The 21,581-nt window shown below is 42.9% G+C and carries 22 protein-coding genes; 14 read left to right on the top strand and 8 right to left on the bottom strand.

Annotation, left to right across the window (positions count from 1 at the left end; genetic code table 11):
* The first annotated feature begins 36 nt into the window (after positions 1–36).
* Entirely contained in the window at positions 37–1,041 is a 1,005-nt protein-coding gene (locus tag M2369_RS06905) for an LLM class flavin-dependent oxidoreductase (protein ID WP_041508124.1), read from the top strand.
* A gap of 11 nt (positions 1,042–1,052) precedes the next feature.
* Here M2369_RS06905 and M2369_RS06900 read toward each other — a convergent pair whose 3' ends face one another.
* Together M2369_RS06900 and M2369_RS06895 are read right to left on the bottom strand one after the other, a co-directional pair.
* A complete protein-coding gene (locus M2369_RS06900) occupies positions 1,053–1,280 on the bottom strand; it encodes a hypothetical protein (RefSeq protein ID WP_041507955.1) in 228 nt (75 codons plus the stop codon).
* Between the two features lie 81 nt (positions 1,281–1,361).
* The gene (locus M2369_RS06895; RefSeq protein WP_041507954.1) at positions 1,362–3,785 is read right to left on the bottom strand and encodes a S8 family peptidase; all 2,424 of its coding nucleotides are present in this window, start codon (positions 3,783–3,785) and stop codon (positions 1,362–1,364) included.
* Between the two features lie 501 nt (positions 3,786–4,286).
* On the opposite strand from M2369_RS06895, the gene M2369_RS06890 reads away from it, so the two are divergent.
* The 6 genes from M2369_RS06890 to M2369_RS06865 all read left to right on the top strand — a co-directional run bounded on the left by M2369_RS06890 (position 4,287) and on the right by M2369_RS06865 (position 10,247).
* The gene (locus tag M2369_RS06890; protein WP_024719488.1) at positions 4,287–4,565 is read left to right on the top strand and encodes a hypothetical protein; all 279 of its coding nucleotides are present in this window, start codon (positions 4,287–4,289) and stop codon (positions 4,563–4,565) included.
* Positions 4,566–4,616: 51 nt separating this feature from the next.
* On the top strand, positions 4,617–5,450 hold the full coding sequence (locus tag M2369_RS06885) for a PRD domain-containing protein (RefSeq protein ID WP_041507953.1): 834 nt from the start codon (positions 4,617–4,619) through the stop codon (positions 5,448–5,450).
* Between the two features lie 255 nt (positions 5,451–5,705).
* Complete coding sequence (locus tag M2369_RS06880; RefSeq protein ID WP_035702471.1) at positions 5,706–7,094, top strand: sucrose-specific PTS transporter subunit IIBC; 1,389 nt, start codon at positions 5,706–5,708, stop codon at positions 7,092–7,094.
* A 19-nt stretch (positions 7,095–7,113) separates the two neighbouring features.
* Complete coding sequence (locus tag M2369_RS06875; protein ID WP_041507952.1) at positions 7,114–8,571, top strand: sucrose-6-phosphate hydrolase; 1,458 nt, start codon at positions 7,114–7,116, stop codon at positions 8,569–8,571.
* A gap of 188 nt (positions 8,572–8,759) precedes the next feature.
* Positions 8,760–9,014 carry a hypothetical protein gene (locus tag M2369_RS06870; RefSeq protein ID WP_008359596.1) on the top strand — a complete coding sequence of 85 codons (255 nt, stop codon included), beginning with the start codon at positions 8,760–8,762 and terminating at the stop codon, positions 9,012–9,014.
* Between the two features lie 156 nt (positions 9,015–9,170).
* Positions 9,171–10,247, top strand: coding sequence for a chitobiase/beta-hexosaminidase C-terminal domain-containing protein (locus M2369_RS06865; protein ID WP_041507951.1), 1,077 nt, complete (start codon positions 9,171–9,173; stop codon positions 10,245–10,247).
* A gap of 45 nt (positions 10,248–10,292) precedes the next feature.
* Here the strand turns inward: M2369_RS06865 and M2369_RS06860 are convergent, their stop codons facing one another.
* Together M2369_RS06860 and M2369_RS06855 are read right to left on the bottom strand one after the other, a co-directional pair.
* The gene (locus M2369_RS06860; RefSeq protein WP_008343648.1) at positions 10,293–11,102 is read right to left on the bottom strand and encodes a bifunctional hydroxymethylpyrimidine kinase/phosphomethylpyrimidine kinase; all 810 of its coding nucleotides are present in this window, start codon (positions 11,100–11,102) and stop codon (positions 10,293–10,295) included.
* A gap of 137 nt (positions 11,103–11,239) precedes the next feature.
* A complete protein-coding gene (locus M2369_RS06855) occupies positions 11,240–11,545 on the bottom strand; it encodes a general stress protein (protein ID WP_041507950.1) in 306 nt (101 codons plus the stop codon).
* A gap of 127 nt (positions 11,546–11,672) precedes the next feature.
* On the opposite strand from M2369_RS06855, the gene M2369_RS06850 reads away from it, so the two are divergent.
* Both M2369_RS06850 and M2369_RS06845 read left to right on the top strand, forming a co-directional pair.
* Positions 11,673–12,500, top strand: coding sequence for a glycosyltransferase family 2 protein (locus M2369_RS06850; RefSeq protein ID WP_041507949.1), 828 nt, complete (start codon positions 11,673–11,675; stop codon positions 12,498–12,500).
* The gene (locus tag M2369_RS06845) at positions 12,497–13,183 is read left to right on the top strand and encodes a uracil-DNA glycosylase (protein WP_017360124.1); all 687 of its coding nucleotides are present in this window, start codon (positions 12,497–12,499) and stop codon (positions 13,181–13,183) included. The genes M2369_RS06850 and M2369_RS06845 overlap by 4 nt, the downstream gene beginning before the upstream one ends.
* A 26-nt stretch (positions 13,184–13,209) precedes the next feature.
* Here M2369_RS06845 and M2369_RS06840 read toward each other — a convergent pair whose 3' ends face one another.
* Positions 13,210–14,568: an aldehyde dehydrogenase gene (locus M2369_RS06840; RefSeq protein ID WP_041507948.1), complete on the bottom strand. Its 1,359-nt coding sequence runs from the start codon at positions 14,566–14,568 to the stop codon at positions 13,210–13,212.
* A gap of 172 nt (positions 14,569–14,740) precedes the next feature.
* Here M2369_RS06840 and M2369_RS06835 point away from each other — a divergent pair, with 172 nt between their 5' ends.
* The 3 genes from M2369_RS06835 to M2369_RS06825 all read left to right on the top strand — a co-directional run bounded on the left by M2369_RS06835 (position 14,741) and on the right by M2369_RS06825 (position 16,856).
* Complete coding sequence (locus M2369_RS06835) at positions 14,741–15,073, top strand: YwdI family protein (RefSeq protein ID WP_008343634.1); 333 nt, start codon at positions 14,741–14,743, stop codon at positions 15,071–15,073.
* Positions 15,074–15,106: 33 nt separating this feature from the next.
* Positions 15,107–16,417: a purine/pyrimidine permease gene (locus tag M2369_RS06830; protein WP_041507947.1), complete on the top strand. Its 1,311-nt coding sequence runs from the start codon at positions 15,107–15,109 to the stop codon at positions 16,415–16,417.
* Positions 16,418–16,484: 67 nt separating this feature from the next.
* Complete coding sequence (locus M2369_RS06825) at positions 16,485–16,856, top strand: DUF423 domain-containing protein (RefSeq protein ID WP_003215282.1); 372 nt, start codon at positions 16,485–16,487, stop codon at positions 16,854–16,856.
* 41 nt (positions 16,857–16,897) lie between these two features.
* Here the strand turns inward: M2369_RS06825 and M2369_RS06820 are convergent, their stop codons facing one another.
* From M2369_RS06820 to M2369_RS06810, 3 genes are all read right to left on the bottom strand, one after another.
* A complete protein-coding gene (locus M2369_RS06820) occupies positions 16,898–17,515 on the bottom strand; it encodes a cupin domain-containing protein (protein WP_019743221.1) in 618 nt (205 codons plus the stop codon).
* A gap of 131 nt (positions 17,516–17,646) precedes the next feature.
* Positions 17,647–18,189, bottom strand: coding sequence for a spore coat protein GerQ (gene gerQ / locus M2369_RS06815; RefSeq protein ID WP_007497781.1), 543 nt, complete (start codon positions 18,187–18,189; stop codon positions 17,647–17,649).
* Between the two features lie 341 nt (positions 18,190–18,530).
* Entirely contained in the window at positions 18,531–19,205 is a 675-nt protein-coding gene (locus M2369_RS06810; protein WP_024719479.1) for a YIP1 family protein, read from the bottom strand.
* 175 nt (positions 19,206–19,380) lie between these two features.
* Here M2369_RS06810 and M2369_RS06805 point away from each other — a divergent pair, with 175 nt between their 5' ends.
* Complete coding sequence (locus M2369_RS06805) at positions 19,381–20,151, top strand: glycosyltransferase family 2 protein (protein WP_041508123.1); 771 nt, start codon at positions 19,381–19,383, stop codon at positions 20,149–20,151.
* Between the two features lie 6 nt (positions 20,152–20,157).
* Positions 20,158–21,570 carry a capsular polysaccharide export protein, LipB/KpsS family gene (locus tag M2369_RS06800; protein WP_041507946.1) on the top strand — a complete coding sequence of 471 codons (1,413 nt, stop codon included), beginning with the start codon at positions 20,158–20,160 and terminating at the stop codon, positions 21,568–21,570.
* Positions 21,571–21,581: the final 11 nt, after the last annotated feature.

Raw genomic sequence — 21,581 nt, 5'->3', positions numbered from 1 at the left:
CGAGTGAGAGAGGGGGATTTGTGTAAGAGGTGCGACATCATGAAATTAAGTATACTGGATCAATCTCCTTTGATTGGAGATGCGACGCCTGCTGAGGCACTGAAGCAAACAGTCGAGCTGGCGAAGCAGGCAGAGAAATGGGGCTATCATCGTTTTTGGGTATCAGAGCATCACTTTTCAAACCGGCTCGCAGGATCGAGTCCAGAGGTGCTTCTCGGTCATTTATCTGCTGTGACGTCACATATCCGTATTGGCTCAGGCGGCGTCATGCTGCCCCACTACAGTGCCTATAAAGTAGCAGAGAACTTCAGAGTGCTCGAAGCCTTGGCTCCGGGCAGAATTGATCTTGGCATTGGACGTGCTCCTGGAGGTATGCCGATCTCCTCCATTGCCCTTCATCATGGAGAACGGAAGCGACTTGGTGATCAATACCCTGAGCAGGTAGAAGAATTAAGGGTGTATTTACATGATTTAGCCGATGAATTTTATCCGCTGCCTCACCTGACTGCTTCTCCGAAGGTAGAAACTGCCCCAGAGGTATGGATGTTAGGTTCTTCTGGAGGAAGTGCACGGCTTGCCGCAAAAGTAGGTGCAGGCTATACGTTTGCTCTTTTCATTAATGGAGAAGGCGGAGAAGACTCTGTGTCGCAGTATATCAGCCGATTTGAACCTTCAGAATTTGGTGATGAGCCGCGTGTCAGTCTTGCGGTCTTCGTTTTATGTGCAGAAACAGAGGAACAGGCAGAAAAATTGGCTGTTAGCTTAGATTTATCATTATTAGCTAACGAACAAGGACAGAACCTTGGCGGCTTTCCTTCATTTGAACAGGCAAAGGCCTATTCCTACAGTCCATATGAACAAAAACGAGTAGCAGCCAATCGACAGAGGATGGTTGTTGGCACGCCGTCCTCTGTGAAGCAGCAGCTGACAGCACTCGCAAAGGCGTATCGTACAGATGAAGTGATCGCTGTGACCATCACACATCACATGCAAGACCGTCTCACATCGTATCGTTTATTAAAAGAAGCTTTTGATGCATAACGTATGTCATTTTACCATTTGCGCAGCCAATAAAAGGGATAGAGGAGCATCATGGTGAGAATAAAGGCAGCTGTCATCGCCAAGCTAAGCGGATAAATGCAGGTGGTATAGACAGTCAGTTCACATGCTTGATGAAAAGGACGAGGCTGTTTTGCATGTAAAAAGGTAAAAAAATAAACCAAGGTGATCGTGAGAAAAAAAGCCGACATAAAAGAAACGATCCATAGCCATATCAACATGAATTTCTCTTTCCTCCATACATGATAGAAAAGCCTTGTTGAGCTGATGGGCTCATACAAGGCTTTTTATGTGATTCTTGTTTATTCAGGATAAATATCGAATGGTTCTTTCGTTTGAACCGTATCTGATTTACCTTTCAGGCTCGCATACGCAAGCATTGTATACTCACCTGCTTCTAACTTCTGTCCTTTATTGATCGTGCCATTCCATTTCACACGATGCTCTCCTTTATCAACATGTTGATAAACTCCTGCTTCACCTAAATACTCTCCATCTGTCGAGTAGACGAGGAATGCAAGGTTTTCAGCACCGCCTGGGAGATAGCTGCTAATAACATAGCTTCCAGCACGGTTATCCGGCTCTACAGAAACCGAAGTGACGCGCGGGTAATCAGGCTCTTTTACAATCAATAAAGTAGGGATTTCAGTGACCTTTCTGCCATTTTCGCGAATGGTGATACTGCCTTGGTACGTTCCTTTTTTCGTTTTCCCATAATTCACTTGTACTGCGGAAGTAAAGGACCCTGTGGAATTCCCTTTTACTGTGATTTTTTTCGTGCCGTTTGTGCTAATGCCGTTGCCATCGAACTTGTAATCAATGGTATAGGTTTTCGGTGCTTTTGACAGGTTTTCTACCTTGAACTTCTTCGTTTTGATTTGAACGCCCTTTTCTTTTAAGAAAGTGCCGTACGAATAGCTTGCATCAGACACAATAGAAGACGCTTGAAGTGATTCGATGATTCGAACGCTGCCTGTGCCCTGCGTATTGTGAGGGAACGGGTTACCATTTGGGTCATACAATGTTTCTGCTGTATTCATCATTAACGCTTTAATTTGTTCTGTAGAATAGGATGGTTTTGCTTGTTTAATAATCGCTGCTACTCCGGCTACATGAGGAGATGCCATGCTTGTTCCTTGCTTCGATCCATAGCCGTATGGCTGAGAAGGGTCGTGTGTCGGAATGGTGCTGACAATACTCACGCCAGGTGCTGAAAGATCTGGTTTGATCATCCACGTATCGACAACAGGTCCGCGAGATGAGAAGTCAGCGACTTGTTCACTTAACTCTTTCACAAATTGAATCGAGAAAGTCGTTGTATTGTTACCAGCCTCAATGGCTTTAACAAGTGCTGTTCCTTCCGCTTTTGACAGCTTAATCGTCGGAAGGGCTAGACCTGGTACATCCACAGGGATTTCTCCATCGGTATTGTTGTACATGACAACGCCGATCGCACCAGCAGCTTTCGCATTGTCCACTTTATCAACAAAGGCAATGGCTCCACGTTCAATCACTGCCACCTTTCCTTTGACATCGATGTTTTCAAAAGCTTTTTCGTCACCGATGCCTGCTTGGACGAGTGTGACTTGTTTTTGGTCAAGTGCTTTTAAATCATTTTCTTGATAGTAGCCCATCACTTTTGCTGTTGAATAGTTCGGGAATTTCACGTTGTATAAACTGTACGGAAGCTGAGTGGCTCCGACAGAAATAGCATCTCTTGATGTCCCAGGAGATCCAACGGTCCAGCTGTTCGGCCCGCTGTTTCCATTTGATGTCACAGCGACAACCCCTTCAGACATGGCCCAATCCAGTGCGATGCTTGTTGCATAATCAGGGTTATTCACACTGTTTCCAAGAGAAAGGTTCATGACATCGGCTCCGTCAGTGACAGCCCGATCGATGCCTGCAAGAACATTTTCAGTTGTTCCTGATCCGCCTGGTCCAAGGACACGATAGGCGAGAAGGATAGCATCTTTTGCGACACCTTTAATTTGTCCATTTGCCGCAATTGTTCCTGCGACATGTGTACCATGATCTGTCGATTCGCCTCTAGGATCTCCTTTTGGTGTTTCTTGTGGAGAATAGTCATTATCAACAAAGTCATAGCCTTTGTATAATCCGAAGTTTCCTTTTAAATCAGGGTGGGTATAATCTACTCCAGTATCAATGACAGCGACTTTTACTCCTTTTCCAGAGTAGCCGGCATCCCAAGCTTTTGGGGCACCGATAAATGGAGCACTTTTATCCATGAGTGGAGAGACATCCTCATGAGGAAGCTGGACGCTTTTCTTTTTCACTTCATCTGTTTGATATGTAACATCCGGATAAACGGCTTTTACTCCGTCAACTGCGAGCAGTTTCGGGATTTCGTTTGCAGGAAGTTTCATAGAGAAACCAGAGAAGACTTTTTCATATTCTTGACGAACACTCGCTTTATCTAACTTTTTGAGTGCTGCATTCTTTACTTTAGTTCGAGATTTTTTGAGGGAGGCTTTTGTTTGTGCTTCGCCTTCTTGCTTGGCTTCAACTAAGGATTTTTCCTTTAATTCAACAATGACAGTGGTGTGTTTTCTAGACTTAACATTGATTTCGCCGAAGATTTCTGCTTTTTCCAGTTCCACCTGTTTGTTCGATGGAGCGGCAGCAGCCTGACCTGAAAAGAATGTGGATAAGGTAAAAATAGTGGAGAACAATAGAACAGAAGAACGAGAGATTACTTTTTTCAATTAATTTTCCCCTTTCTAGCTGTGTATTTAGGGAGATAGCCTTTCTTTTTGTGGATAAATAGGAAAGATTCACTGCCCGTTATTAAGTATTCCATACGATGAAACCAATTCCTTTACTGAAATGGTCTTATTTTACATAGTCATAAAGAACTATTTTGTTTATAAAGTCACACTTATGCACAATAATCTGTTGATAACTCAATTATTCAGATATATATATGGAAAATAAAAAAATCTCATACACAAAATCTAGTAAGAGGGTGTTGATATGTGGATAAACCCTGTTGATAAGATGTGCTTATCTTTGGGATAGTGTGTGTATAAAATTTTCATAGAAACATTGTGGAACATGATCATCTTCTGCACTTTTCAACAAAACTTCTGAAAACTAGTTCGTTTTTTCACCCAGATTGTGACAAACCTCTCTTTTTTCTCGGGATATGATAGGAACAGTTAATTTGCTAGAACTGCTAGATTCTAAGGAAAGCGGAGGGATGTTCAGTGAAGAAATGGAAGAACTGGTTGAGTGTATGGTTTGGTTTTGTGATGAATGTGCTTGTGAATCCTGGTGAGCTGCTGAAGAAGCAAGGGGTGAAAGTGGCAGCAGTGGATGGAGGATTCTTTCTTGCGGTGAATGAGAGAAAGCTAGAGAAACTGGCAGATGAAAAGAAGAAGAAGCGCAGGACAGAAAAGCCGTTTCAAGAAAGTCTGATGATGCTTTATGAAAAGACAACGAGAGAGGCGCGTGCCGGTCCGTTCTTATCTTTACAGAAAAGTTGAAACAGGGTAAAATCCCACATAAGACACGTTATCTGTGGGAGAGGATGCCCCTTGAAGATATATAAAATATTGAATAACAATGCAGTGGTTGTAAAGGAGGGTGATCAGGAGAAAATTGTGATGGGGCCCGGAATTGCTTTTCAGAAGGGGAAAAATGACGTCGTTCCTGTTCAAAAAATAGAGAAGATTTTTGTTGTGCGTGAAGAAAATGAGAAGTTTAAACAAATTCTTGCGACATTGCCAGAAGCGCATATTGAGGTGGCAGAGCATATTATTAGTTATGCAGAGGGTGAACTCATGATGCCGCTCAGTGATCATATTCACATTTCACTGACAGATCATTTATCCTTTGCCATTGAACGCGTTCAAAAAGGCATTGTGCTATATAATAAATTGCTTGGTGAGATCAAAGTCTTATATAAGCAGGAATATGATATTGGAAAGTATGCCATTCGTTATGTAAAGGAGCGGCTTGGGGTTGACCTGCCGGACGATGAGGCAGGGTATGTGGCGCTTCATATTCATACGGCCAAAATGAATACGGAGTCCATGAAGAAGACGGTCAAATACACAACGATGATCAAAGAAATGATCGAGCATATCGAAAGCGTTTTTGAGCGCTCGATTGATGAGGATAGTATTTCATATCAGCGGCTTGTGACACATTTGAGGTATGCATTAGGCAGGTTGGAATCGAATGAAGCATTTCAAATCATGGACGATGACATGCTGACTTTTATCCAAACAAAGTATGATTCGGCTTACCGGTGTGCACTTGGACTGGCTGATTTGCTGAAAAAAGAATATGAACTTCATCTCCCTAAATCGGAGATCGGCTACATCACGCTGCATGTCCAGCGTCTGCAGGATGCCGAATTGGTGTAAAGGTTGTGCCTGTCCGCAGGCTTTTTTTTATGCACACTACTCTAATTAGTGTATATGGGTCATTTGATTCGAAAAAATAGGTTGACGCAGGTCACGCTCTTATACTATGATGAAAGCGTAATCAAAAACCAATATCGTGGGATTGTGACTGTCAGGCAGGCAAGACCTAAAATTTGCGTAACGAGGGGACGTGTATGTCCTTTAATCGTTAGTGAATTTTAGGTCTTTTTTGTTTTAAAAAAAGGGGGAGACAACATGGATTATCAAAAAACAGCCAAAGAATTAACAACATTATTAGGTGGCAAAGAAAATGTCATTAGCGCAACACATTGTGCCACACGACTCCGATTGGTGATGAAAGATGAGGCGTTGATTGACAAAGATGCCATTGAAGAACTTGAGGGTGTGAAGGGTGCCTTCTCAAGCTCGGGTCAATTCCAGATCATATTTGGAACAGGTTCTGTCAACAAAGTATATGAGCCTTTTGCTCGTGAGGCGGGTCTTGAGGCAGACGACGAGAATCAAAAACCAGCCAGTCATGATGAAGCCGTGAAGCAAAAAATGAATCCACTTGCACGTTTTGCCAAGACGCTATCGAATATTTTTGTACCAATCATTCCAGCGATTGTAGCAAGCGGTTTATTAATGGGTCTATTAGGTATGATGAAAGCCTTCAAATGGGCTGATCCAAGCTCTGCCATCTTCCAAATGCTAGATATGTTCTCAAGTGCTGCCTTTATCATTTTACCGATTTTAATTGGGGTTAGTGCAGCCAAAGAGTTTGGTGGAAATCCATATTTAGGAGCTGTCATTGGGGGCATTATGATTCACCCGAGCTTGCTGAATCCATGGGGACTGACAGACGCAAAACCAGAATATATGCATCTATTCAACTTTGATATTGCGCTTCTTGGTTACCAAGGAACGGTCATTCCCGTGTTATTAACTGTGTATATCATGTGCGTGATTGAAAAGAATTTAAGAAAAGTTGTGCCGAACAGTATTGATTTACTTGTGACGCCGTTTGTGACGGTGATTGTGACTGGATTTGTGACGTTTATTGCTGTAGGACCGCTAGGGAGAATGCTCGGTACAGGAATCTCAAATGCACTCACTTATGTTTATGACCATGCAGGATTCTTAGCTGGACTTATTTTTGGAGGCGCTTATTCTTTAATTGTACTGACAGGTGTTCATCACAGCTTCCATGCGATTGAGGCAGGACTTCTAAATGATATTGGACGGAATTATTTGCTGCCGATCTGGGCCATGTCTAACGTCGCTCAAGGCGGAGCAGGGCTAGCGGTCTTTTTCTTAGCAAAGCGTGCAAAAACGAAAGAAATTGCATTACCAGCAGCATTTTCTGCTTTCTTAGGTATTACAGAGCCGGTCATATTCGGTGTGAATCTTCGTTATCGTAAGCCATTTATTGCTGCAATGATCGGAGGTGCATTAGGCGGGGCGTTTGTCGTCTTCACGAAGGTAGCCGCCAACGCTTATGGTTTAACAGGGATTCCGATGATTGCAATTGCAGCTCCATTTGGTTTACAAAATGTGGTAAATTATGTTATTGGTATGTTAATAGCTGTTGCTGTTTCATTTATTCTTACCATCATCTTTAAAATCAAAGAAGTCGAAAAATAATCAAGGAGTGGTCACAGTGATGACAACAACGGACGCAGCACTTCGTCAAAAGGTAACAGATCGTATTCGAAACTATGAGCATTTGGTGAAAAAAGATGTGTACCGTCAGAACTTCCATTTAATGCCGCCAGTCGGTCTTTTAAATGACCCGAATGGATTGATTCAGTGGAAGGGAGTCTACCATGTGTTTTATCAGTGGCAGCCATTTAAAACAGGTCATGGGGCAAAATTCTGGGGTCACTACACATCAACCGATCTAGTGAATTGGCAGCATGAAGAGGCTGCCCTCACGCCAAGTGATTGGTTTGATCAAAATGGCTGTTATTCTGGCAGTGCAGTCATTGACGATGGTCGTATGTACGTGATGTATACCGGAAATGTCCGTGACGAGCAAGGGAACCGTGAGACATATCAATGTTTAGCTGTGTCAGAGGATGGGGTTCATTTTGAGAAAAAAGGTGTCGTGGCGACTTTGCCAGCGGGATTCACTGCACATTTTCGTGACCCGAAGGTGTGGAAGCGGAATGGAAAGTGGTACATGGTCCTTGGAGCACAAAGTGAAGATCTCAAAGGACATCTTGTCTTATTTACATCTGATACATTAGACAATTGGACGTTTCAAGGCATTATTGCAGGCAGTGGAAAGAATGGATTAGATCATTTCGGATACATGTGGGAATGTCCAGATCTGTTTGAATTAGACGGTCAGGATGTATTGATCGTGTCACCACAGGGGCTGAAGCCTGATGGATTCAAATACAACAATACATATCAATCTGGTTATTTTGTTGGTACATTGGATGATCGTACCTACCAATATACGCATGGAGCGTTTGAGGAGCTGGATCGTGGCTTTGACTTTTATGCACAGCAGACTTTCCAAGATGAATCGGGCAGACGCATTTTAATGGGATGGATGGGTGTACCAGATCAAGGGGAAGAGCATCACCCAACTGTCTCTTATCAATGGATCCATTGTTTGACGATTCCGAGAGAGCTTCGTTTAGATGATGAAGGGCGTCTTATTCAACAGCCGGTAAGTGAACTTCGATCTATGCGGACAAATGAGCAGGAGCATGTTTTTCACGTTAAACGATCTGTTCACTCCATTCCTGTTGAAGATTTGACGAGCGCAGAGGTATTCATTGATCAAATTGAAACACAAAAAGGATTTGAATGCTGTATCCGTGCTGCTGCTCGTATCATTTATGATAAAGATGAAGGCAAACTAACGTTAGAGCGAGATCGATTTGAAGATCGAACAAAGGAAGTTCGTGAAGTAGAAATTGATGAATTACAGGATTTGCATATCTTTATTGATGCATCATCGATTGAGATTTTTGTCAACGGAGGCCGGGAAGTATTTACTGCACGTTACTTTCCTTCCCCGGGAAATAAATCAATCTCCATCAGTGGTAGAAATGAAACGAAGCTTAAATTGAAGACGTGGCATTTGCAAAAAGAAGCAGATCATTGATCTGCTTTTTTCTAGTGAGATCAGCCTGTATCTTAAAGCCTATATCATGTATATACAAGGTTGGCCTAAAGCGGTTTGATGACGTTTTACATATATGATAACAGGTTCAATTGTGGTATCATTTTAAAATATATACAGCTGAGGCTGACGTTTATCCAAATGCGGTAGGACAAAAAGGGGTTGTTTACTTGAATTCAAAACAGCAGCCGACGACTAGAAAACGCTTGGAGACAATGGCAGATCATGTTGAAGATAAACGTGAAGAATATAAAGAATTGCTGATTCAAGTCCAATCTATTCTCGGTGAACCTTCTCTAGAGCAGGAAGAATTAAAAGAGAAGCTGTCAGATACGTATAAACAAATGAAAGAATATGCCTTATTTGTTGAATCCATTGAAGCCTTTATTCGAAAAATGGCGAAAGAATCTGATCAGCAAAAGTAGGTAAAAAAAGTATGGTGAAAGAGTGTACCTGGGAGCGGGTATGCTTTTTTTATTTTAGTCAGATCATTCAGAAAAATTAAATGAAAGCGTTGACATTTCTTTTGTCATGATACAAAATAAATAAAAATTCATCTGAGCATATACAGGAGGAACGATATGAACCATGCAACCAAGAAATGTCTGATCACCTTTATCATTGTGCTATTTTCTATGAGTTTTCTTCATCCTTCCGTTTCATCTGCCCGAACGCAACACACATCATTTTTTACACCTACTGCCTCCGTACCATCTGGTCAATATTATCGCTCACAAGAGGTGGCACTCCAATCTCAGGTGCCAAAAGCTTCTCTTTATTACACAACAGATGGCAGCCAGCCGACAACTCAAAGTCAGCGATATACAAAGCCTATTCAAATTGATACCGATACGACTTTAAAAGTAAGCGTTTACAAAAATAGGCATCGCCTTGCTACGTCTACGTATAATTATCGTTTTGTCACACGAGAGGACATTGTCTCATCTTTTTTATCTTTTGAATATCAAGGAATGCCTTATCGGTTATACATTCCGAAAAATCATAAGAGAGGTAAAGCTTATCCTCTCGTCCTGTTCTTACATGGAGGAGGGGAGCGGGGGACTGATAATCAAAAGCAGTTACTTGCAAATGATGGTGCAGTTTTATGGGCTTCTCCTGAAGTTCAAAAGAAACATCCTGCATACGTACTAGCACCTCAGGCTCGAAATGCTGTGGATGGGGGTTTTGCTTTAACAAGAAACGTGCAAAATGAAATCGACCTGACAAATGTGTTTCAATTTTCACCAGATTTACACAAAGCGTATGATGTGCTTCAGCATGTGTTAACTTCTTATAAGATTGATCAGAAAAGGATTTATGCGACTGGTTTATCTCAAGGCGGATTTGGCTCGTATCAGTTGAACATCACATATCCTCGTTTGTTTGCAGCGATGATTCCTATTGCGGGGGGTGCAGATCCAAGTAAGGCAGGAATTTTAGCGAACAAACCAATATGGGCATTTCATGCAGAGGATGATTCCATTATTCCTATCAGTTATGCGAGAAATACAATTCAAGCTATTCAAAAAGCTGGTGGAAGACCGATTTATACCGAGTATGCAAGCAAGTATGGGTATGATCATGCATCATGGACGCCTGCTTATGAGACGCCAGGCTTAACAGATTGGTTATTTGCACAGAGACTCAGCTTACGATAAACAAAAAAACCGATTCACCCAAGCGGCGGATCGGTTTTTATTGTTTTATTTGTCCAAACGATGTGCGGAATGTTTCGTTGGTCCGATGTATTCGTTTAGTTGGAAAGAGCCTTTAATGGCAGCTGTGATGAATTCTTTTGCTGCATAAATGGCTTCTTTCACGTCTGAGCCGTTGGCTAGTTCAGCTGTGACTGCGGCTGAGAATGTGCAGCCTGCGCCGTGTGTGTATTCTGTGTCGATCTTATCTGTTTCAAGGCGTTCGAAGGTTTGTCCATCATAAAGCAAGTCAATCGCTTTATCTGGGCTTAGCTTGCCGCCGCCAGTGATGACCACATATTTTGCACCAAGTTCATGGATACGTTTTGCGGCTTCTTCCATTTGTTCCATCGTTTTGATCTCGCCAATGCCGCTTAATTGACCTGCTTCGAAAAGGTTAGGTGTGATAACTGTTGCCAGTGGTGTGAGCTTTTCGCGCAATGCTTCAGCGTGCTCTGGGTAAAGGACTTCGTTCGCACCTTTACATACCATAACAGGATCAATGACGACATTTTTCAGCTCATATGTTTTGATCGTTTCAGCTGCGAGTTCAATGACGTCAACTGTTGGCAGCATACCTGTTTTTAACGCATCTACACCGATGCCTTCCACGATCGTCGAGAGCTGCGCGCGGATGGTTGATGTATCGATTGGAAACACTTGATGATCCCAGTTGTTATGAGGATCCATTGCAACGACAACGGTTAAAGCTGTCATCCCGTAGACGTTTTTTTCTTGAAACGTTTTTAAATCTGCTTGGATACCTGCACCGCCGCTTGAATCCGAACCTGCGATGGTGAGTGCTTTATTCATAGACATAGTTGCTGAACCTCCAATGTGATGTGTAACAGTTACTGTTCTATCCCTTATTATAATCAGCTTTTCCATTTATCACAATGAAACGGCATAAAAAAGCGTTCCACTCTTCTTCCACTCTTCATGGAACGCCTCATTCTTTATCTTTTACAAATCACCAATTTCCCTTTTTTCAGCTCCTCTAAAAGCGTTAAGGCTAATTCTTGATCGGCGCCGGTCGACATCATCTTGGCCATCAGCTCATCATCCCTGGTGCGAATGACATTGGCGATCTGATCTAAAATCCCTTGATCGACAGTTGTCATGCTCTTTGCTTCCGTATACTCAGTAACGGTATCAGAGCGTTCGGGGTCATACGCAAAAACAAACACATCGTCCTTTGCTGAATGTATCTGTTCGATCGTCTGTTTGGCTTCTTTACTATTCTCAACTGTGAAAAATTCCATCATCATCACTCCTTTTCATCAAAAATTCCCATTTTCTCGATCAATCAAACCGTCTTTTATATCATGAGAAGAAAGCCGATTTATGTTTTAATGAAAAAGACGAATCTATTAAAGGAGTTAGGCCGATATGAAGATTTCTTTATTAATTGTGACACATAACCGGTTGAGCGCATTGTGTGAACTGCTTGAATCCATCTCGAGACAAAGCGTACAGCCTTTTGAAATTGTGGTCGTAAATGATGCAGGAGAGCGAGTGGACGTGATTCAGGAACTCTATCCAGAGCTGCCAATCCGCTTGATTCATTTAGATGAGAATGTCCAGCATGTGAACGCAAGAAATGTTGGGGTGCGGGAGCTGACAGGTGACGTCATTATGCTGAGTGATGACGATGATTATTTTACGCCTTGTCATATTGAACGTATGAGCAAGGCGCTAGAAGACGCTGATTTTGTCTTTTCGGATGCGGAAATTGTTTCGTTTGAAGAACGAGGTGCGACTCGAATTCCAGTATCAAGACGTTTGTTTGCTTATACAGCGGACATTGAGGACATGCGTGTTTTTTCTACATATGTTCCTTCTGGTAGTATGTACAAACGCCGCATACATGATGAGATCGGCTATTTTGATCCAGCGATGCATCACTACTGGGACTGGGACTTTTTCCTGCGTGTTACGCAGCATGCACGAGCCAAACGAGTGCCGACTGCCAGTGTGATCTATGCGTTCTTTGATGGTGGGGGCAATCAGTCGAGTGATCTTGGTGAAACAAGGAAGACCTACTTAGATGACCTGAGTGAAAAGCATGGGTTGGGTGATTTGCCGACAGCAAACTTTGCTGTCCTATTAGAAGAACCAGCGATGAAAAAACGAGAATCAGAGAGTGAGATTGTATGGGATGGAAAACCGATGATCTCAAGATTGGCACAGCAGACAGAAGGAGGACAACCGCAATGAAGCCATTTTTAAATGATAGCTGGTGGGCTGTGATGAAAAGTGAATTTGAACAGCCATATTATCAGGAATTACGTGAGTGGGTAAAGGAAGAATATCGTACGCAGATCGTGTTTCCAAAGCCAGATGACATTTATCGTGCCCTCCATTTGACGTCGTATGAAGATGTGAAGGTCGTGATTTTGGGACAAGACCCTTATCATGGTCCAGGACAGGCACACGGATTAAGCTTTTCTGTTCAGCCTGGTGTCAAACATCCGCCATCTTTGAGAAATATTTTTCAGGAGCTAAAGGATGACCTGGGCTGTCCGGTCCCTAACCATGGCTCGCTTGTCAGTTGGGCAGAGCAGGGTGTCTTGCTGTTAAACACCGTGCTCACTGTAAGAAAAGGAGAAGCGAACTCGCATAAAGGCAAAGGCTGGGAACGTGTGACAGACCGCGTCATCGACGTCCTGAATGACCGAGATCAGCCAGTCGTTTTTGTGCTTTGGGGCAGACATGCGCAAAATAAAAAAGAACGAATTGATCAAAGCAAGCATTACATCATTGAGTCACCTCATCCAAGTCCTTTTTCTGCAAGAAACGGCTTTTTTGGCAGCCGTCCGTTCTCAAAAGTAAACGCCTATTTAAAGCAAATGGGGATCGATGAAATCAACTGGTGTATCAAGGACATCGAATCAAAATAGGACGAGGGAAAATCCCTTCGTCCTGTTTATTTTAAAAATTTGCGGACAATGTCGAGTCCGTTTTTCGCATTTGGATATCGGAAAGAAAAATCAAAGCGATTGGTCTGGCGCAGGACACTTTTTTCATGTGTAAAGGTGAAAAAGCTTTCTTTTCCATGATATCGTCCGATACCGCTTTCACCAACGCCTCCAAATGGTAAATATGGAGTGGCGACATGCATCAGCGTATCATTGATGCAGCCTCCGCCAAATGAGAGGTTGTCTAGAATATAGGCTTCTGTTTCTTTATTGGTTGTAAATAAGTAAAGAGCGAGCGGCTTCGGTCTTGCCTGAATCATGTCAGCTGCCTCTTGAAGAGAGTCAAATGTGATGACAGGCAAAATAGGTCCGAAAATTTCCTCCTGCATCACAGGATCTTCCCATGTAATGTGATCTAGAATGGTCGGTGCGATTTTGAGCTCTTGTTCATTACGCTGTCCACCTGTCACAATCGTGCCATTTGAGAGAAATTGTGAAAGTCGATCAAAATGACGCTGGCTGACATTTTTTCCGAAATGCGGATTTGTTTCAGGCTGGTCCCCGTAAAAGTCACGGATACAGGTCGTCATTTCACGCAATAGGTTCTCTTTGATCGATTCATGAACAAGTAAATAGTCTGGTGCAATGCATGTTTGACCAGCATTCGTGAATTTACCAAAGGTGATTCGCTTCGCAGCGAGCTTGATGTCTGCATCAGGCATGACAATGCATGGACTTTTTCCGCCGAGCTCAAGTGTGACAGGTGTGAGATGCTTTGCGGCCGCTTCCATGACGACTTTGCCGACGGCTACACTTCCAGTAAAGAAAATATAATCAAAAGGCAGTTTCAGAAGCTCTGTGCTGACATCCACACCGCCTTCAACGACCGCTGCAAGATCTTCTTGAAACACGCTTTCCACAATCGTGCCAATCACGTTTGAGACGTGCGGCGTTAATTCTGACGGTTTTAAAGTAACGGCATTTCCGGCAGAAATGGCTCCAACTAATGGCGAAAGGGCCAATTGGAAAGGATAGTTCCAAGGGGCAATAATCAGAACACTTCCGTACGGTTCCTTAATGATCATACTTTTCGATCCGATATGGGTCAGAGGTGTTTTCGCGCGAGATGGTTTGGCCCATTTGTGAAGATGTTTGACGGTATGATTGATCTCTTCATATACCATGCCAATTTCTGTTGTATAGGCTTCCTGCTCGGATTTATGTAAATCATGGGCCAAGGCTTGTAATATGTCCTTTTCATGATGTTTAATGGCTTTTTTCAAATCGTTAAGAAGGCGGATTCGATCTTGAACCGCTGGTGTTTGCACGTTTTTTTGTTTGTGAATGAGTTCAGTGAGTTTGCTCATCTTTCAGTCCTTTCAAAGACGATATTGTTTCTTTTTTATTATGTGTGAATCTTGGGTAAGGGTCAAATAAGAGGATCAGAAGCACACAGCTTTGAAAAAAGGAACCCATTCGGTTTGTTCATTTGGTAAAATAATGTTGGAAAACGAATTTTTTAGATTGGAGGGTCTACCCTTGAATATTCATATATCAAGTCTGCTTCAAAAAATGGAGGAAGCCATTCAAAAAGCAAAACAAAGTGGAAATGATGAAGAGGTGAAACGTCAAGCGGCGGTCATCTCTTCACTATGTGATGTCATTCTCGACACATCATCACAGGTGCAAATGCCGCAGTCTTCGGTCATTTCACCACCTCCATCTATACAGACACCATCTGCACCGGCTGTGTCTACGGATCAAGCCATGCTAGAGAAATTGATGGGCACTAGCGGTGCAAAGAAATTTCAGCATAAAGAAGAGGGTCAACAAGAGAAAGATGGCAACGGTGACTCTATTTTTGATTTTTAATGGTCTTGTCACGACAAAGGGAAGGTGATCGGGTTGAAACTATTTTTGGGCGCCATTCAGTGGATGGCATTTTTTATCGCAGCTTCTATTGCTGTGCCGATTGCGATTGCACAAGCATTTGAATTAAATCAAGTGCAGTCGGCGGAACTGATTCAGAGTACATTCTTTTCACTTGGACTTGTGGCGATGGTGCAGTGTTTATGCGGTCATATGTTGCCAATCAATGAAAGTCCAGCAGGGCTGTGGTGGGGGGTATATACCCTTTATGCAGGCATGACAGGGACGATTTTTGCCACATATCCTGAAACCTTGCAAGCATTACAAGGGGCGTTAATTTTTAGTGCTGCGTTCTTTTTTATTTTTAGTCTCTTTAAAATCATTAATTGGCTTGCGTCTTTATTTACGCCGGTTGTCACAGGTATTTATTTGCTGCTACTTGTTGTGCAGTTAAGTCAGCCAATCATGAAAGGGCTAATGGGGATCGGCTATCGGGGAAATCAGGTAGATGGGCTTGTCTTTTGTCTATCGATCTTGATTATTGTCATCACCTTCATGATCAGCCGCTCAAAATGGCATTATTTAAGACAGTTTTCTGTGTTATTCGCACTTGCAGGCGGCTGGCTGTTATTTGCTTTACTCGGACTAGCGAAGCCAGTTCGCATTCCTGAGCAGATCATTGAGTTTCCAAAACTGTTTCCGTTTGGCATGCCGGTCTTTGACAGTGGACTGCTTGTCACGTCCTTTTTTATTACGATCTTACTCATTGTGAATATGCTGGCAAGTATTCGAATTGTGGAAAGTTCCGTGAAGGCATTTGGTGAACTGCGTGAGCGGAAACGAGCCAGACCGGCTGGTTTTGTCGCCGCATTTGGTCATTTGCTAAGCGGACTGATTGGTGCGATTGCGCCTGTCCCTATTTCAGGGGCAGCGGGTTTTATACAAACAACCAAAATTCCATCGAGAAAGCCATTTTTTATTGGCAGTCTGCTCATTGTCCTCATTAGTTTATTTCCATTATTGATGAGCTTTTTCTCTGCATTGCCTTCTCCTGTGGGGCTGGCTGTGAACTTTGTGGTGTTCTCTTCTATGATTGGGATTGCTATGTCTGAATTCGATCAGTATGAAAAAGAAGACATCCCGCGCATTCGATTTGTGCTTGGCATCGCTGTTTTAGCGGGTGTGGGCGCAATGTTTGTGCCGCAGGGGGCATTGAAAGGCATGCATCCTGTGCTGATTTCTTTATTGAGCAATGGTCTTGTGCTTGGCACACTGATTGCGATTGTGGTCGATCAAGTGCTACTGCGAAAGAAGAAGAAATCCGACAATCTCGTGTCAGCATCATAGGAAAGTTGAATGTTGGATAAGACCCACGCTATGATAAACATAATTGATGAGATAAGGAGAATGACGAATGAAACTATTTTTCATATTAGGTGCCATTAACGCCATGCTTGCGGTTGGTCTTGGAGCCTTCGGTGCACATGGATTGGAAGGGAAAATTCCTGAAAAGTATATTGAGATATGGAATAAAGGGGTTCAATATCAGATGTTCCATGCCATTGGCCTATTTATTGTCGCCTTTCTGGCAGATAAACTGTCAGGTGTTTCCCTAGTGCCGACTGCTGGCTGGGTGATGCTGGCAGGCATTCTTTTCTTCTCAGGAAGCCTTTATGTGCTTGCCTTGACTCAGGTGAAGATTCTAGGTGCCATTACACCAATTGGCGGAGTGGCATTTATCGCTTCTTGGATCATGCTAGTGATTGCAGCAGCAAAAAATTTATAAGATAAAAAACCGATGCTCTCATAGGGGCATCGGTTTTTTTCTTAACTCCAATAAGGAGAATAGTTCGGAGGTGCTTGATAATAAGGTACATAGTGGGAAGGGGGGACAGGGTGCGTTTGTGTCTCTTCCTCCCGGTGGCAGAAAGGTCCGATAAACACACCAGGTTTCACAGGCTGCGTCGCCTGCTTCCACTGCGTTTCGTTCATGCAATAAGTATGTGCCATGATGTGAGAAGGCGTGAGGGTTAGAAGGTCTGAACCTAAGATGACTTCTGGCGTCGATGCGTTAAAAATGGCTAACAAATGGGTTTTGTCCTGCAAGGCGACTTCGTAATGCCACCAGCCTTGTGGCACATTGGCTACCTGCCCAGGGGTAATGGTGTAGGTGGACAGCTTTTTTGTAAAAGGGTTCAACATGGATACAGCAGCAGAGCCGGCGATACAATAAACAAGCTCGGCAGCATTTTGATGATAATGAGGCTCTACTACTTTGCTTTTACTCAAATATATATCCAGCAGAGATACTTGATCGAGCGAATTTAATTGTTTTTTTCCTAAAACATTAATCAGGTTGTGTTGGTCATATTTCACAAGGGGGCTTTGGTTCAGGTCAAATGAATATTTGACATTCGGCGATGTATAATCCAGCTCAACAGTCATTGATGTCACCTCTAGGCGTTTAATAAAAACTACTAGGCATCTTATGAGCCTTCCCCCGAAGGTGTGTCAAAAACCTAGACAAAAGAAAAAAGCAAGGGCGTCTGCACCTTGCTGCTGATAGGACCTTGAGGTTATCTCGGAGAATACGTAGACATCGAGTATGGATAGTCATATTGAATTTCCCCATCAAACGTAATGTAATCAAGGTAGATTGTTAACAATAAGTATCGTGTCCCAGTTTTGTTATCACTAATGATAATGTGATCACGTCCTGCGGCCTCAATGACCCCTCTAAAAATCTTAGAGTTCCATTCTTTACTTGCCTCAAACGTCATATAGATCGTGGCTACTTTGCCGCGGTTTAATCGTAAAATATTTTCAATATAGGACTGCTCAAGCGGCAGCTGACCGGTGACGTTCTGCTGATAAATCGGTCCCGAAGGAATTTGATAGGGCTGCCCGCCACTTTGCCCACCTTGGCCTCCTTGTGAAGTACCAGTAGACGGCATTGGCGAATACCCCTGCTGCATTTGACCTTGCATTTGACCCTGCGTTTGGGGAGGGACTGAATAACCCATCTGCTGCGCAGGATACGGATTTGCTCCATATTGTTGCTGGCGAAAATCTTGACCTTCGAAACCCGAACCTTGCCCAAATTGATTTTTCAATTTCATAACGTTCCTCCTCTTTCCTCATGGTGTTCTAAACAGAAGGCAGAAAAGCGCCTGTTGTTTCCATAGCATTCTTTTTCTCTTTCACACTATGAGACAGGAAGAGAGAATATGTACATTGAACGAAAAAAAGGAACTGCTTTGTGCAGTTCCTCAGCGTGTAGACAAACCCTCGCATTCGGTGTCAGTCCTGCGCTTAGGTGCTCACGAATGTCAAATTCGCTCCGCGCCGATGCTCGTCCTTCCTAGACTGCAAAGGTTTTCTATCACGCTGAAAAGAAGACAAACCCCATATTCGTACTGCCTAGACTGCAAAGGTTTCCAACAATCTAAGGAATGCCTGTTTACATCAACCAATTCATAGCCCGCTGGACGTCATAGAGAAGGGTCATGATGAGAAAAAATAAGGCGATCGGTGTGATGGCAATGATAAAGGCCTGCCATATTCTCAGCTTCATCACAGCGACAAGGCCTAAAACAGCCATCCCAAATATCCATGTCTTGGTATACGCATCAACCAGTGGTAAAACACTGAGATAATACCATAATTCATAGTGCTGGTCTAAATAGGGTGAGATTTTCACAAATGTATACGGACCAAGCAACCCCACAGTAAAAATCCAAGTAAGAGCAAATAAGGTGGAAGGAAAAATGACCGTCAGTGTGCAAGCTTTGAGCACATCTCGATACGGCGCTTTACTGCCAAAAAACAGTCGCCCTAACCACTGTAAAATGAATGAACCGAAAAATAGAAGGAAATTGCCTACTAAAATACCAAAACCTGCTCCGTGTAACAGAATAAAAGGATATGGAATATGATTGCCCATATACTCACTAAAATACCCTTCGTACATCCAGCTAGTACCAGCGATACTTGCAAGGAGTATCATCAGCCACATGGGAATAGAGGTATGTTCATATGAGCGAATAATCGTTTTTGTCGCGACAAAAATTTTAAAGAATCGAAAAAAACCTTTTGCTTCCTCTTCTTGGGAGAGATCACTCTTCATATACTCCAATGTTCTTTACTCCTTTAATACACATAAATGATTACTTATATTACCAAAATTTTTACGTTTTTCAAAGATAGATCATGAAAAAAATCCAATTTTATAAAAAATAGGTCACTCTACAGTCTCTTTAAGAGGAGACACATATGATAACCATAGTTTAAAAGAGACCGAGGTGAAAACATTGACGAAAGTAACGGTCATTATGACGAGCTACAACAAAGCGGCCTACGTTGGAAGATCAATTGAAGCGGTGCTGCAGCAGACCTTGTCAGACTTTGAACTTTTTATCATGGATGATGGATCAAACGAACAAACCCTTGCTGCTATTGAGCCTTTCCGTAAAGATCCACGCATCCATTTTATCCAAAGCGGGGTGAAAACGCTGGAGGAAAGAACGGCGAAAACACGCTATGCCGTCCTCATTAATCAAGCATTAGAACAGGCAAAGGGCGAGTATATTTCCTATGCCACAGATGACAATGTCTATGCACCAGACCGTTTAGAGAAGCTCACGAATTATTTAGATGCTCGTCCGAATGAACATATTGTCTATTCTAGTTCAAAAGTTATCTATTTAAATAGCGAAAAAGAGCCAGTAAAGGAAACGATTCGACCTGCGCAAACGGTGCAGTGGAATGCACCTTGTGCTATTGATCACTGTTCAGTTGTACATCGTGCATCCATTTTAACAAAGATTCGAGCTGAGTTTGGATCCTACTGGGACGAGAGTCCGCATTTTTATCGAATAGGGGATGCGCGGTTCTTTTTTAGATTAAATCACTTTTATCCGTTCTACCCTTTTGATGAGGTATTGGATACAAACTACATCACAGAACAGTCTATTCATTATCAGTTGGCAGAAGATGAGAAAAGCGATTTTATTCAAGCACTTCCTCCGCAGTCTACCTGCAGGGAGCTCCGTCATATATTAAAACAAAGACATGGGAGGTGACCTTAAGTGTCGCATTATATTCATCATTATTGGCAGGTGTACTTTGAGTATGTGAATCTGATGAAAGACTTATCCTATCGCCACATACCCCTTGGATTAATCAGTAATTTTTATCAATACATCAGCCCTGAAGTGAGGGAACGTATGGAAGATAAGGCGTTTGGTGAAGAGCTGACAACAACTTGTCCAAAGCCACAAGACATTCAGCCATTTTTTGATCAGCATAAACAGCAGATCAAGCGTATCCCTTATCGTCCGAGTCATGGAAAGGTGCTGCTTCACTTTGAACACCTGCGTTTTACTGAACAAAATTACATGCGGTTCCATCCGAACCAAACAGTGGTGCTCGCACGCTGGAAGAAGGCTGATTATTTCGGATTACCAGTGATCAGCAAGCCGGAATTAGCCGGAGAGGTTAATAAAGAAGCCCATGTTGAATATATTGAAAAAGCAAATGCTCTATTGAAACCTTACGCCCACCATCCTGTCTTTGGCAATGTCTTTTTTAGAGAAAAGCTTCGGAAGGACCTTGTGCAATTTATTGATGTGATTGACCAAATAGAAACGCTATTTGAGATGCAGCCGATCACAGCTGTCGTTGTTGGTACGACGGAGGACGCCTACAGCCGTGTGCTCGCCTTGCAAACCGTGAAGCGCCATCTCACAAGTATTTGTCTTCAGCACGGTGCGCTCATGGGAGACGAAGCCTTTTTGCCGATTTTCACCACCTGCCACGGGGTGTTTGGAAAATATGAAAAGGACTGGTATGTAGACAAAGGCTGTCAGCCTGAGCAGGTGGAGATCACAGGTCACCCGAGATTTGATTTGGTGCAGGAGCGAACACCGCTTCAACAGGAAATGGTCTTTCGTAAATTGAACTTCAATCCTGCCAAAAAGACTGTGCTCGTGGCAACACAGCCGTTTTCAGAAGCCTTTTACGGTGATGTGCTTAAAACGATTGCAAAACGGAAAGACATTCAGCTGATTATGAAGCCGCATCCGTGGGAAATCGCTCGAAATCGATTAAATGACTACACAGCGATTGAACGTGCGGGGAACCATGTGAGATTAATTAAAAAAGAGATCGACTTGTATGACCTCCTGCCGTATATGGATATGGTCATTACGCTCACATCAACAGTTGGTCTGGAAGCAATGCTCTTTAAAAAGAGTGTACTGATTGGAAAAATGACAGAAGGCAGAAGATACCCTTATTACGAGTCGCTTGGCAGCTGCCACATGGAAAACCCTATTGAGTTGGCCGAGAAAGCGATCCGTATTTTATCGGATGAACAAGAAATGAAGCTGGCGAAACAGCAAGGAGCTCGTTTCATTCAAGAGCATTATCCGCATGCACAATCGACCGATGTTCTGCTTTCTCTGCTCAAAACAAAAACAGGCGTGGATTTTCAGAGATGAAGATAGGGGTG

The organism is Bacillus sp. JUb11 (genome assembly GCF_024807925.1).
Taxonomy (GTDB): Bacteria; Bacillota; Bacilli; order Bacillales; family Bacillaceae; genus Bacillus; species Bacillus altitudinis.
Note: the sequence above shows the minus strand (reverse complement) of the source record. Positions and strands in the feature narration are given on the sequence as shown.

Bases quoted from the DNA above. Each gene is read 5' to 3' on its own strand.
- M2369_RS06900 (WP_041507955.1), bottom strand. From the start codon at position 1,280: ATGTTGATATGGCTATGGATCGTTTCTTTTATGTCGGCTTTTTTTCTC.
- M2369_RS06880 (WP_035702471.1), top strand. From the start codon at position 5,706: ATGGATTATCAAAAAACAGCCAAAGAATTAACAACATTATTAGGTGGC.
- M2369_RS06875 (WP_041507952.1), top strand. From the start codon at position 7,114: ATGACAACAACGGACGCAGCACTTCGTCAAAAGGTAACAGATCGTATT.
- M2369_RS06865 (WP_041507951.1), top strand. From the start codon at position 9,171: ATGAACCATGCAACCAAGAAATGTCTGATCACCTTTATCATTGTGCTA.
- M2369_RS06860 (WP_008343648.1), bottom strand. From the start codon at position 11,102: ATGTCTATGAATAAAGCACTCACCATCGCAGGTTCGGATTCAAGCGGC.
- M2369_RS06855 (WP_041507950.1), bottom strand. From the start codon at position 11,545: ATGGAATTTTTCACAGTTGAGAATAGTAAAGAAGCCAAACAGACGATC.
- M2369_RS06850 (WP_041507949.1), top strand. From the start codon at position 11,673: ATGAAGATTTCTTTATTAATTGTGACACATAACCGGTTGAGCGCATTG.
- M2369_RS06845 (WP_017360124.1), top strand. From the start codon at position 12,497: ATGAAGCCATTTTTAAATGATAGCTGGTGGGCTGTGATGAAAAGTGAA.
- M2369_RS06840 (WP_041507948.1), bottom strand. From the start codon at position 14,568: ATGAGCAAACTCACTGAACTCATTCACAAACAAAAAAACGTGCAAACA.
- M2369_RS06825 (WP_003215282.1), top strand. From the start codon at position 16,485: ATGAAACTATTTTTCATATTAGGTGCCATTAACGCCATGCTTGCGGTT.
- M2369_RS06820 (WP_019743221.1), bottom strand. From the start codon at position 17,515: ATGACTGTTGAGCTGGATTATACATCGCCGAATGTCAAATATTCATTT.
- gerQ (WP_007497781.1), bottom strand. From the start codon at position 18,189: ATGAAATTGAAAAATCAATTTGGGCAAGGTTCGGGTTTCGAAGGTCAA.